The sequence below is a fragment of the Faecalibacterium sp. Marseille-Q4164 genome, assembly GCF_017377545.1.
Classification (GTDB): domain Bacteria; phylum Bacillota; class Clostridia; order Oscillospirales; family Ruminococcaceae; genus Faecalibacterium; species Faecalibacterium duncaniae.
Genome location: NZ_JAFREJ010000004.1, coordinates 184,861 through 196,095, shown reverse-complemented (window position 1 = coordinate 196,095; position 11,235 = coordinate 184,861). Strand labels below are relative to the sequence as shown.

Annotated in this window: 12 protein-coding genes and 1 rRNA gene; 1 reads left to right on the top strand and 12 read right to left on the bottom strand. The window is 59.0% G+C overall.

What is annotated here, in order from left to right; all coding sequences use genetic code 11:
- A 16S ribosomal RNA gene (locus J3352_RS07000) occupies nt 1-975 on the bottom strand; the annotation flags it as partial.
- Nucleotides 976-1,525: 550 nt separating this feature from the next.
- On the opposite strand from J3352_RS07000, the gene aroD reads away from it, so the two are divergent.
- Entirely contained in the window at nt 1,526-2,284 is a 759-nt protein-coding gene (gene aroD / locus J3352_RS06995) for a type I 3-dehydroquinate dehydratase (RefSeq protein ID WP_156066463.1), read from the top strand.
- 57 nt (nt 2,285-2,341) lie between these two features.
- Here the strand turns inward: aroD and J3352_RS06990 are convergent, their stop codons facing one another.
- The 11 genes from J3352_RS06990 to J3352_RS06940 all read right to left on the bottom strand — a co-directional run bounded on the left by J3352_RS06990 (nt 2,342) and on the right by J3352_RS06940 (nt 11,222).
- Complete coding sequence (locus J3352_RS06990) at nt 2,342-3,682, bottom strand: MATE family efflux transporter (protein ID WP_197036532.1); 1,341 nt, start codon at nt 3,680-3,682, stop codon at nt 2,342-2,344.
- Nucleotides 3,683-3,847: 165 nt separating this feature from the next.
- Nucleotides 3,848-4,246, bottom strand: a complete 399-nt coding sequence (atpC, locus tag J3352_RS06985) for an ATP synthase F1 subunit epsilon (protein ID WP_005930258.1) — start codon at nt 4,244-4,246, stop codon at nt 3,848-3,850.
- A 3-nt stretch (nt 4,247-4,249) separates the two neighbouring features.
- A complete protein-coding gene (gene atpD, locus J3352_RS06980) occupies nt 4,250-5,644 on the bottom strand; it encodes a F0F1 ATP synthase subunit beta (RefSeq protein ID WP_156066459.1) in 1,395 nt (464 codons plus the stop codon).
- A 192-nt stretch (nt 5,645-5,836) separates the two neighbouring features.
- Nucleotides 5,837-6,685 (bottom strand): ATP synthase F1 subunit gamma, encoded by an 849-nt coding sequence (gene atpG / locus J3352_RS06975; RefSeq protein ID WP_156066457.1) that lies wholly within the window; start codon nt 6,683-6,685, stop codon nt 5,837-5,839.
- A gap of 18 nt (nt 6,686-6,703) precedes the next feature.
- Complete coding sequence (gene atpA, locus J3352_RS06970; RefSeq protein WP_005930269.1) at nt 6,704-8,224, bottom strand: F0F1 ATP synthase subunit alpha; 1,521 nt, start codon at nt 8,222-8,224, stop codon at nt 6,704-6,706.
- Between the two features lie 54 nt (nt 8,225-8,278).
- Nucleotides 8,279-8,818, bottom strand: coding sequence for an ATP synthase F1 subunit delta (gene atpH, locus J3352_RS06965; RefSeq protein WP_005930273.1), 540 nt, complete (start codon nt 8,816-8,818; stop codon nt 8,279-8,281).
- Nucleotides 8,815-9,321 (bottom strand): F0F1 ATP synthase subunit B, encoded by a 507-nt coding sequence (gene atpF / locus J3352_RS06960; protein ID WP_005930275.1) that lies wholly within the window; start codon nt 9,319-9,321, stop codon nt 8,815-8,817. Before atpF ends, atpH begins: the two co-directional genes overlap by 4 nt.
- A gap of 36 nt (nt 9,322-9,357) precedes the next feature.
- Nucleotides 9,358-9,639 (bottom strand): ATP synthase F0 subunit C, encoded by a 282-nt coding sequence (gene atpE / locus J3352_RS06955; RefSeq protein ID WP_005930278.1) that lies wholly within the window; start codon nt 9,637-9,639, stop codon nt 9,358-9,360.
- A 52-nt stretch (nt 9,640-9,691) separates the two neighbouring features.
- On the bottom strand, nt 9,692-10,435 hold the full coding sequence (locus J3352_RS06950; RefSeq protein WP_097772971.1) for a F0F1 ATP synthase subunit A: 744 nt from the start codon (nt 10,433-10,435) through the stop codon (nt 9,692-9,694).
- A gap of 3 nt (nt 10,436-10,438) precedes the next feature.
- Nucleotides 10,439-10,939 carry an ATP synthase subunit I gene (locus J3352_RS06945; RefSeq protein ID WP_098923799.1) on the bottom strand — a complete coding sequence of 167 codons (501 nt, stop codon included), beginning with the start codon at nt 10,937-10,939 and terminating at the stop codon, nt 10,439-10,441.
- A gap of 22 nt (nt 10,940-10,961) precedes the next feature.
- Nucleotides 10,962-11,222 carry an AtpZ/AtpI family protein gene (locus J3352_RS06940; RefSeq protein ID WP_005930287.1) on the bottom strand — a complete coding sequence of 87 codons (261 nt, stop codon included), beginning with the start codon at nt 11,220-11,222 and terminating at the stop codon, nt 10,962-10,964.
- Between the last annotated feature and the right edge of the window lie 13 nt (nt 11,223-11,235).

The following is an 11,235-nucleotide window of genomic DNA, read 5'->3' as shown; positions in this document are numbered from 1 at the left end:
GGATGTCAAGACTTGGTAAGGTTCTTCGCGTTGCGTCGAATTAAACCACATACTCCACTGCTTGTGCGGGCCCCCGTCAATTCCTTTGAGTTTCAACCTTGCGGTCGTACTCCCCAGGTGGATTACTTATTGTGTTAACTGCGGCACTGAAGGGGTCAATCCTCCAACACCTAGTAATCATCGTTTACGGTGTGGACTACCAGGGTATCTAATCCTGTTTGCTACCCACACTTTCGAGCCTCAGCGTCAGTTGGTGCCCAGTAGGCCGCCTTCGCCACTGGTGTTCCTCCCGATATCTACGCATTCCACCGCTACACCGGGAATTCCGCCTACCTCTGCACTACTCAAGAAAAACAGTTTTGAAAGCAGTTTATGGGTTGAGCCCATAGATTTCACTTCCAACTTGTCTTCCCGCCTGCGCTCCCTTTACACCCAGTAATTCCGGACAACGCTTGTGACCTACGTTTTACCGCGGCTGCTGGCACGTAGTTAGCCGTCACTTCCTTGTTGAGTACCGTCATTATCTTCCTCAACAACAGGAGTTTACAATCCGAAGACCTTCTTCCTCCACGCGGCGTCGCTGCATCAGGGTTTCCCCCATTGTGCAATATTCCCCACTGCTGCCTCCCGTAGGAGTCTGGGCCGTGTCTCAGTCCCAATGTGGCCGTTCAACCTCTCAGTCCGGCTACCGATCGTTGCCTTGGTGGGCCATTACCTCACCAACTAGCTAATCGGACGCGAGGCCATCTCAAAGCGGATTGCTCCTTTTCCCTCTGCTCGATGCCGAGCCGTGGGCTTATGCGGTATTAGCAGTCGTTTCCAACTGTTGTCCCCCTCTTTGAGGCAGGTTCCTCACGCGTTACTCACCCGTTCGCCACTCGCTCGAGAAAGCAAGCTCTCTCTCGCTCGTTCGACTTGCATGTGTTAGGCGCGCCGCCAGCGTTCGTCCTGAGCCAGGATCAAACTCTTTATAAATGATATTTATCACTTAAAAAGTGTTAAATCTTTTCGCTCAGCACGCAATCGCTTGCGTCCTGTGTGAATTACTTTGTTTGGAATTGTTTAACGTGTTTTTCCAACACGAAAATAGGTTCCGTTACAAGTTTTTCGATATTGTTCAATTTTCAAGGTCCTGTGCGCCTCAGCCTTAGCGGCTGACGACTTGATTATTTTACCACAGAAGTGATTTTTTGTCAAGCACTTTTTTCAGAAGCTTTTCGATTTTACTGAACTTGTGGCTCGTTTTTCAACGTATCCATATTGGTTCTTTCGCTTTGCTTCTGCCGCTTTCAGAAGTCATTCTTTCCGGCGGCCCTTGGCGCTCAAGTATAATACCACATCCCCAGCCTTCTGTCAACACTTTTTGACATCTTTTTTCCAAATTCTTTGCAGGGGATAAAATTCCTCTGTTCTCCCTATAAACAATGTTTGCTCCTTTCTTGACAAGGCGGCGGGCAGAACGTATCATGGAGTCATCCCGTATCCTGTATGAGATAGCTATACTTTAATATAAAGGAGAAGCGCCATGTCCTGTGTTCCTGTCCGCGGCTGCCGTATCGGCGAAGGCCGCCCCAAAGTCATTCTGCCCATCGTAGAGCGCACCGAAGCTGCGATCCTGGAAAAGGCCGTTGCGTTTTCCACACTGTGCGCCGATTGTGTGGAATGGCGTGTCGATCTGTTTGATGCAGCCGCCAACCCCGGGGCAGTGGTGCGCTGCCTGGCAAAGCTGCGGGTCCTCTTAAAGGAGAAGCTGCTGCTTGTGACCCTGCGCACGAAGGAAGAGGGCGGCAGCATACCGGTCAGCCATGAGGGATACCTCCGTTTTCTCCGCACGGTTCTGGATACCGATTGCGCTGACCTCATTGATATCGAGTTCTTCACCGCAGGCACAGACCTTCCCGCACTGGTTCAGGACGCGCACACCGCCGGGGTCAAGGTCGTGTGCTCCAGCCACGACTTCCATAAGACCCCGCCCAAGGCCGAGATGGTCTCCCGGATGGTGGCCATGCAGCAGGCGGGGGCCGACCTGCCCAAGCTGGCCGTGATGCCCCAGAGCCGTGCCGATGTGCTGGAGCTGCTGGCCGCCACCGCCGAGATGACCGACCACCACCCCGAAACGCCCGTCATTACCATGAGCATGGGCGCACTGGGAGCCGTGAGCCGTCTTTGCGGCGAAGCCTTTGGCTCTGCCATGACCTTTGCCAATCCCGGCACGGCCAGCGCCCCCGGTCAGGTGGGGCTGGATGTGGTCAATGCTGTATTGGACAGCCTGCGGCTCAGCTGATTTATCAATACACAGCGCCCCCGGAAAGCGATTTGCTTTCCGGGGGCGCTTTCTGTTTTATTCTGTTTCTATTTCTCGCACGATCTTCTGAAAGCAGAAGTACGGGATCACGGTTCCGGCCACAAAGGAGGCGGGCCAGCCCAGCCAGACCACATCCAGATTCCGCATTCCCCATGCGCCCACAGCCACCACCGCAATTTTTGTAATGAGCTGCATCACGCCGCCCATCAGTGCCTGATTTGCCCTGTCAACGCCGCGGAGCACCTGCTGATACACCTGCATCACACCGGCCAGGATCCCCGGCACCGCCGTGATCAGCAGAAACCGCTGCACCACAGTCAGGATCTCCGCAGACGGTTCTGCGAGGAACAGCCCTGCCATCTGGCGGCCGCAGAGCAGCAGAAACACTCCCAGCACGGTGCTGACCACCAGAGACAGCTGCAGGGAGGCCCGTACCCCTTGCCGGATGCGCTGCAGCTTGCCGGCTCCGTGGTTCTGGGAGGCATAGACGCTGAGGGAGGAACCGATGGTCTCCACCGGCATCAGGGCCAGCGTTCCGATGCGGCTGGCGGCAGTGTAGGCCGCCATGGTGGCCTCGCCGAACAGATTGACGGCACTCTGTGCCACCAGATTGCCCAGATTGTTGAAGGCAGACTGCACCGCAATGGGAATGGCCAGCACCGTGATCTGCCGCAGCAGCTTTCCATGGAGCCGGAGGTCCTGCCGCCGCATCCGCATCATGGGATATTTGCGGAACAGCAGCACCGCCGACACCACCGCCGACAGGGCCTGCGCCAGTGCCGTGGCCCAGGCAGACCCGGCCACTCCCCAGCGGAACACAGCCACAAACAGCACGTCCAGGCCAATATTGCTCAGAACGGAGACGATCAGGCAGTACAGCGCTGTCTGGCTGTCTCCCAACCCCCGGAATGCACTGGAAAACAAATAATACATCAAGGGGCAGATCATGGTGATGAAACTGATCTCCAGATAGGCAGTGGCTTCCTGCAGGGGGCCCTCCGGGGTTCCCATCCACCGCAGGATGGTACCGGAGAAGGTCAGGCCCATCACCATCATCCCTGCCGACAGGAACAGCCCCAGATACAGGCTGTTCACAAAGGCCCTCCGCATCAGCTCCTCGTTCTTCTGGCCAAAGTACCGGCTGATGATGATCCCCACGCCCACATTGATGCCGATCATCAGGGCTGCCAGCAGCAGGATCACCGGCATGGTGCTGCCCACCGCCGCAAGGGCGGTCTGCCCGAGATACCGCCCCACCACGATGCTGTCGGTGATGGAGTAGACCTGATTCAGCAGGTTGCCCATCAATGTAGGAAAGGTAAACGCCCACAGCAGGGAGATCGGCTTTCCCTCTGTCATATCCAGATTTTTCTTCACGCACATCCTCCTTTGCATCAAAAAAGCTCCTTCAGAATGCCCGCAAGCACGCAACCCCGGTTTCAGGGGGGTCCCTGTTTGCAGCACTCCAAAGGAGCCTTTGTTGATTTGATTTTTCTGATACCAGTGTACCACAGCGGCGCTGATTTGTCCAGCGCTCCGGGGTCAGTGGACAGAGGTGCGGACGAGGGCGCGCTTGAGGCGGGCCTGGGCCAGCTCATATTCGCGCTCATCCAGGTCCTTCCGGGCCAGGATCTCTTCGGCGCGCTTCTTGGAGGCCTCGGCGCGGGCCTGGTCGATCTCCTCGGCCCACTCCCAGGTGGTAGCGACCAGATGGACATCCCCGTTCAGCACGGTGAGCATCCCGCCCATACAGGCGGCGCGGCGGCGCTGGCCGTCCGCGTCCACGATATGGGCTTCGCCCATTCCCAGTGCGGTGCAGTAATCACCATGCTTTGCCAGAATGGCAAGGTCGCCGTCGATGGCACGGCAGACCACCCGTTCCGCCTGACCGTCAAAGGCACAGCCGTCCGGCGTGACCACCGTCAGATGAAAGGTCGTCATGGTTTACCCTTTCTTCGCCTTGGCGAACACATCGTCGATGGTGCCCGCGAACAGGAAGGCGCTCTCGGGCAGGTCATCGCACTCGCCGTTCAGGATCATCCTGAAGCCCCGCAGGGTCTCCTTCAGCGGCACATACTGACCGGGCATACCGGTGAACTGCTCCGCAACATGGAAGCTCTGGCTCAGGAAGCGCTGCACCTTGCGGGCGCGGCTGACGGTCAGCTTGTCCTCTTCGCTCAGTTCGTCCATGCCCATGATGGCAATGATATCCTGTAGCTCCTTGTAACGCTGCAGCACCTTCTGAACATCGCGGGCGATCTCGTAGTGCTCCTGACCCACGACCTCGGGGCTGAGGATGCGGCTGGTGGAATCCAGCGGGTCCACAGCGGGGTAGATGCCCTGAGATGCAATGTCACGGCTCAGGACCGTGGTGGCATCCAGATGGGTGAAGGTGGTGGCAGGGGCCGGGTCGGTCAGGTCGTCGGCGGGAACGTAGACAGCCTGCACCGAGGTGATGGAACCCTTGCGGGTGGAGGTGATGCGCTCCTGCAGAGCGCCCATCTCAGTGGCCAGGGTGGGCTGGTAACCCACGGCAGAGGGCATACGGCCCAGCAGAGCCGAGACCTCAGAGCCTGCCTGCGTGAAACGGAAGATGTTGTCGATGAAGAGCAGCACGTCCTGATTCTTGACATCGCGGAAGTACTCCGCCATGGTCAGGCCGGACAGGGCCACACGCATACGGGCTCCGGGAGGCTCGTTCATCTGGCCGTAGACCAGAGCGGTCTTGTTGATAACGCCGCTCTCGGTCATTTCACCGTACAGGTCGTTGCCCTCGCGGGTGCGCTCGCCAACGCCGGTGAACACCGAGTAGCCGTTGTGCTCGGTGGCAATGTTATAGATCAGCTCCTGGATCAGGACGGTCTTGCCGACACCGGCACCGCCGAACAGACCGATCTTGCCGCCCTTTGCGTAGGGGCAGATCAGGTCAACGACCTTGATGCCGGTCTCCAGGATCTCTGTGGTGGACTGCTGCTCCTCATAGCTGGGGGCAGGGCGGTGGATGGGCCAGTAGGCCTCCGGGGTGGGGGCAGGCTTGTTGTCCACCGGCTCACCCAGCAGGTTGAACACGCGGCCCAGGCACTGGTCACCCACAGGCACCCGGATGGACTCGCCGGTGTCCACGGCATCCGTGCCGCGCACCAGGCCATCGGTGCTGCTCATGGCAATGCAGCGGGCCACATTGTCGCCGGTGAGCTGAGCGACCTCCACCACCAGCTTCCGGCCGTGGTTGTCGATCTCAATGGCGTTGAGCAGGTCCGGCAGCTCGCCATCCTTGAACTGGATGTCCAGCACCGGGCCGATGACCTGGATCACCTTGCCGATGTGTTTTTTGGACATAGGCTACAACTCCTTATCTTTCAATAATGCAAATGCTAAATTGCCAGCGTCCTCGCCCTCTCAGGCGCTCACGCGCCAGCTCCCCCAAAGGGGGAGCCTCTGGCGAAACCAGAAACTTTGCGCGGACTGCCAAGGCCTCTCCCTTTGGGAGAGGTGGCATTGCGCAAGCAATGACGGAGAGGGCAAGCCGCCTTAGATTTCTGCGCCTGCCACGATCTCGGTGATCTCCTGCGTGATGGCAGCCTGACGGGCGCGGTTGTAATACAGATTCAGATGGTCGATCATTTCGCCCGCGTTCTTGGTGGCGGCATCCATGGCGGTGCGGCGGGCGGCCAGCTCACTGGCCACGCTCTCGCACACGGCACCATAAACGATACCGGCCACATACTCGGGGATGATGGCGCGGAACACTTCCTCGCTGCTGGGCTTGTACAGGATCTGACTGCGGCGGGCAGCGGCCTTCTGCTCCTCGGTGGGCTCAATGGTCAGGGGCAGTACCTCCATGGTGACAGCGGTCTGGGTCATCATCGAGTCAAACCGGGTGTAGCAGAGTTTCACTGCGTCGTAATCGCCCTTCAGGTAGCCCTCGGTGATCTTCCGGGAGAGGGCAAAGCACTCACCCACCGAGACATCCGCCGCCAGCAGCACCTCTTCGGTGAACAGGTCGGCCCCGTGGTGGGCAAAGTACTCCTGACTTCTTTTGCCAATGGGCAGCACCGTGACCGGGCCCTGCTGGGCCTCCGCCTGCTTGATCACGTTGGAGTTATATCCACCGGCCAGGCCGCGGTCGCCTGCAATCACAACCAGCAGGGTGCGTTTGATCTCTGCCCGGCGCAGGTAGGGGCTGCGGGCCCGGGGGTCTGCAGCCGCAATGCCGGTCAGCGTGTCGTGCAGCGTTTCAAAGTAAGGGCGGCTGTGTTCCACCCGCTCCTTGGCACGGCGCATTTTGGAGGAAGCCACCAGCTCCATGGCCTTGGTGATCTGCATGGTACTCTCTACGCTTTTGATGCGCAGCTTGATGTCCTTCATGGAACCTGCCATGCGTTACGCCTCCTTCCCTCAGTGCGCCTTGACGAAGCTCTCGGTGTAAGCGGACAGAACGCCCTTGAGTGCTTCCTCGGTGTCCTTGTCCAGATTGCCGGTGGTGCGGATGGTCTCCATCACAGCGGCACCGGCGGCATCATTCTCGAGATATTCGTACAGGCCCTTTTCGTATTCGGCCACATCAGCCACCTTGACCTTGACCAGAAGATCATGGATGGTGGCATACAGGATCGCCACCTGCTTTTCCACGGGCACGGGAGCCGAGCGGTTCTGCTTGAGCACTTCCACAATGCGTTCGCCCTGTGCCAGGCGGGCCTTGGTGTCCGCGTCCAGATCGGAACCGAACTGGGCAAAGGACTGCAGCTCGCGGTACTGGGAGTAGATCAGCTTCAGGGTGCCAGCCACCTTCTTCATGGCCTTGATCTGGGCGTTGCCGCCAACACGGGACACCGAAATGCCGGGGTTGACAGCGGGCATAACGCCCGAGTGGAACAGCTCCGTTTCCAGGAAGATCTGACCATCGGTGATGGAGATGACGTTGGTGGGGATGTAGGCCGAAACGTCACCCGCCTGGGTCTCGATGATGGGCAGAGCCGTCAGGCTGCCGCCGCCCAGCTCATTGGAGAGCTTGGCCGCGCGCTCCAGCAGACGGGAGTGCAGGTAGAAAACATCGCCGGGGTAAGCCTCACGTCCCGGGGGACGGCGGATCAGCAGCGAGAGGGCACGGTAGGCCACCGCGTGCTTGGAAAGGTCATCATAGATGATGAGGACATGCTTGCCCTGGTGCATGAAATATTCGCCCATGGCACAGCCGGAGTAGGGAGCGATATACTGCAGGGGGGACAGCTCGGAGGCCGTGGCGGACACCACGATGGTGTAGCTCATGGCACCGGCCTCGGTCAGGCTCTGCACCAGGTTTGCCACGGTGGAGCGCTTCTGGCCGATGGCGACATAGATGCAGATAACATCCTTGCCCTTCTGGTTGATGATGGTATCCGATGCAATGGTGGTCTTGCCGGTCTGGCGGTCGCCGATGATCAGCTCACGCTGGCCGCGGCCGATGGGGATCATGGAGTCGATGGCCTTGATGCCGGTCTGCAGGGGTTCTTTGACCGGCTGGCGGTCGATGATGCCGGGGGCCGGGCTCTCGATGGCCCGGAACTCGGTGGTCTCAATGGGGCCTGCGCCATCGATGGGCTGGCCCAGTGCATTGACCACGCGGCCGATCATTGCCTCGCCCACGGGCACGGAAACGACCTTGCCGGTGCGCTTGACGGTGCTGCCTTCTTTGATGCCGACATCGGAGCCCAGCAGAACGATGGAGACCGTGTTTTCCTCCAGGTTCTGGGCCATACCGTATTCGCCGTTGTCAAACTGAAGCAGCTCACCTGCCATGCACTTTTCCAGGCCGCTGGCCCGGGCGATGCCGTCGCCTACCATGATGACCGTGCCGACTTCGCTCTGCTCGATGACATTCTCGTAGTGCTTGATCTGGGCACGGATGATCTTGGAGATCTCTTCAGGTTTCAGTTGCATTGTCTTGTATTCACCACTCAATTCTTAAAATCTTTCGGGTGGAAATTCGATGGATCACAGTGTCACGGACGCGATATCCCTGCGCAGCGCCGCCAGACGGTTCTGAACCGTGCCGTCCAGCTCGGTGCCCTCGATATCCAGCCGGATGCCGCCCAGCACAGCCGGATCGACCTTTGTTTTCAGGTCGATGGTCTTGCCGGTGAGCTTCTCCAGCTTTTCGTGCAGGCTCTTCACCTGCTGCTCCGTCATTGCCACTGCAGTGGTTGCCGCTGCTTCCAGAATACCGTGTGCCTGATTGTAGCGCACCCGGTAGGCCCGGGCGCAGCCGGGCAGCTCCCGCAGGGTGCCCTTCTCGCACAGGATCTTCAAAAAGTTCAGCACATAGAGGTGAACCCGATCCCGCAGCGCTTCGTCCAGCAGGCCGCAGCGCTCCTTTTTGGGGATGCTGGGGGTGCTGAGCAAATGCAGGTACTCCGGGCTTGCCTTAAAAAGCGCCACGGCCTCGTCCAGCTCGCCCAGAATGCGGGTCTCCAGCCCTTCCTCCGCTGCCAGGTCATACAGGCTTCCGCCGTACATCCTTGCTGTCTCGGTCATGATGCTTCACCCACGTTTTTGATAAATTCGTCGATCAGGTCCTTGTGGTCGGCTTCCTTGATCTCACGCTCGACCACCTTGGAGGCGATCTCCATGGCCATGCCGCCGATCTCGTCCTTTGCCTCGTTCACGGCCTTCTTGCGCTCCTGCGCAATGTCAGCCTCCGCCTTCTGCTTCAGGGCAGCGGCCTGTGCACGGGCCTCGCCCACGATTTCTTCACCGCGGGCGGTGGCCGTTTTCTGGGCACGGGCAACGATCTGGTTGGCCTCGGCGCGGGCATTCTGCAGGTTCTGCTCGTACTCCGCTTTCATGGCCTCAGCCTCGGTGCGCAGCTTTGCAGCATCGGCGATCTGGCTGTCCGCCTTGGCCTTGCGCTCGGCGATCACCTTTTTGACCGGATTCAGCAGGAACTTTTTGAAGATGAGCAGCTGGATCATCAGGTTGCAGATCTGGGCCAGAAAGGTCCAGCCGTCCAGCGTGATCAACGCCTGGTACAGTTCCATAAGCGTCTCCTTTCGTTCTTTTGTAAAAGGTTCCGCTTATGCCAGGAACTTCATAAACATGCCGGGTGCCAGGAAGATCAGCAGCAGGCCGGTAACAAAGCCGTAAATACCGGTGGTCTCGGAAAGTGCAACGCCCAGGATCAGGGTGCTGGTCACGTCGCTCTTGCACTCAGGCTGGCGGCCCACGGCCTCACAGGCAGCGGCGGCAGCGTTGCCTTCGCCGATACCGGGGCCGATACCTGCGATCAGTGCGCAGCCTGCGCCGATGCCGCAGCCTGCCAGGGCGATACCACGAGCAAGGTACTGAAAGTCAGTCATAAGTTTTGTCCTCCAAAAAAGTTTTTGTTTTGGGAGATGCCGTTGTGAGGGCTTAGTCCTCACCGGCAGCACGTTTGATGAAAATTGCGGTCAGGGTACAGAAGATGAACGCCTGAATGCAGCCGCCGAACCAGTCGAAATACAGGCCCGTAAAGGCCGGGATGCCGATCTGGAACAGCTGGATCTGGCTCAGGAAGCCGGGCAGCCAGCCGAAGATGACATGGCTCAGGCTTGCCAGCGCCCAGTACAGCAGTGTGGAAATGACAGTACCGGACAGGATGTTGCCAAAGTGACGGAACGCCATGCTGACGGGGGTCGAGATCTCCGACAGCACATTGATGGGTGCCATGATGAAGATCGGGTCCAGCAGGCCCTTCAGATAGGAAAAGATGCCGTTGGTCTTGATCTTGTAGTACATGATCAGCACAAACACCACAATGGCCCACGCAGCCTCGGTGTTCAGGTCGGCCGTGGGGCTCCACAGGCCAATGACACTGATGAGGTTGCAGCCGATGCTCAGAGCGAAGATCGAGCCGATCAGGGGGATATACTTGTCAAAGTGATACCCCATGTTGTCGTGCACGAACTGATCCAGCCGCTCCACGATGAACTCGGCCGCGGCCTGCCGCTTTGAGACATTTTCCAGCTTGAGGTTGCTGCCCAGCCAGATGGCCAGGCCCGAAAGCAGCGCCATGACGATCCAGGTAGTGACTAGGGTCTGGGTGATCTTGAGATCGCCCAGCAGGGGGATATCGGTATGGATGGTATACAGGATCTTTGCGCCGTTCAGTTCCATTTGTTACGTTTCACCCCCTTCGTCACGGGGCTCAGCCTCCGGCTCCGGGGCGGGTTCGGGGTCGTCCTCCACAGAGACATCCACCGAGGGCCCGGCCGGTGCAAGGGGCTTGTACTTGCCGGTTATTTGCAGGTAGTAGATCGTAACACGCGGGAACAACAAGGGCAGAACGCTGGCAAAGGGCTGGAAGCAGGGTGCCCCGATGGACACGATGATCCACACCGCCTGCAAAAGCATTCTGACGTTGTAGGAAGCTTGTAATGTGGCTTTGCGCCGTTTCTCATCCTGCTCGTCGATGACCTTCTGACACACGATGCAGATGCCCGCAAAGTTGCCGATGGCCACGGCCGCGCCGATGAGACTGCCCAGAACGACAGTGTAATCAAATTTCACCCAGCCAACCAGGTGCAGCGCCGCAAAGGCCACCCACAGGGCAGCGGTGCAGATGGCCGTGCCGCAGGCGATGCGCGTCAGCTCCTTTTTGGATTCCGGCTGTAGTTTCATAAAGGGAAACCTCCTGTAATGTTTACTGATGTGAGTTGAACCCCACCCGCTTCGGTTTTTCCTTTTTGGCGCGGTCCAGGTGCTCCTTGGCAAAATACCAGAAGTTCTGCGCCCCGGAGGCAAGGCCCAGCAGGATGGCCGGCAGGAACACCCATTCCGGCCAGCTCCAGCTGTTCACCGCCCACCAGGCACCGCCCAGGCACATGACCAGCGGCAGCAGCATATTCAGGCCCAGCTGGGTCAGCCAGACAAGATCTTCCAGCGCCTTGTACCAGCCCTTCATGCGGTGTCGCCCT

What these genes read in the sequence shown, in the direction of transcription:
- aroD (WP_156066463.1), top strand. Translation starts at nt 1,526, where the DNA reads ATGTCCTGTGTTCCTGTCCGCGGCTGCCGTATCGGCGAAGGCCGCCCC.
- atpC (WP_005930258.1), bottom strand. Translation starts at nt 4,246, where the DNA reads ATGACGACCTTTCATCTGACGGTGGTCACGCCGGACGGCTGTGCCTTT.
- atpD (WP_156066459.1), bottom strand. Translation starts at nt 5,644, where the DNA reads ATGTCCAAAAAACACATCGGCAAGGTGATCCAGGTCATCGGCCCGGTG.
- atpG (WP_156066457.1), bottom strand. Translation starts at nt 6,685, where the DNA reads ATGGCAGGTTCCATGAAGGACATCAAGCTGCGCATCAAAAGCGTAGAG.
- atpA (WP_005930269.1), bottom strand. Translation starts at nt 8,224, where the DNA reads ATGCAACTGAAACCTGAAGAGATCTCCAAGATCATCCGTGCCCAGATC.
- atpH (WP_005930273.1), bottom strand. Translation starts at nt 8,818, where the DNA reads ATGACCGAGACAGCAAGGATGTACGGCGGAAGCCTGTATGACCTGGCA.
- atpF (WP_005930275.1), bottom strand. Translation starts at nt 9,321, where the DNA reads ATGGAACTGTACCAGGCGTTGATCACGCTGGACGGCTGGACCTTTCTG.
- atpE (WP_005930278.1), bottom strand. Translation starts at nt 9,639, where the DNA reads ATGACTGACTTTCAGTACCTTGCTCGTGGTATCGCCCTGGCAGGCTGC.
- J3352_RS06950 (WP_097772971.1), bottom strand. Translation starts at nt 10,435, where the DNA reads ATGGAACTGAACGGCGCAAAGATCCTGTATACCATCCATACCGATATC.
- J3352_RS06945 (WP_098923799.1), bottom strand. Translation starts at nt 10,939, where the DNA reads ATGAAACTACAGCCGGAATCCAAAAAGGAGCTGACGCGCATCGCCTGC.
- J3352_RS06940 (WP_005930287.1), bottom strand. Translation starts at nt 11,222, where the DNA reads ATGAAGGGCTGGTACAAGGCGCTGGAAGATCTTGTCTGGCTGACCCAG.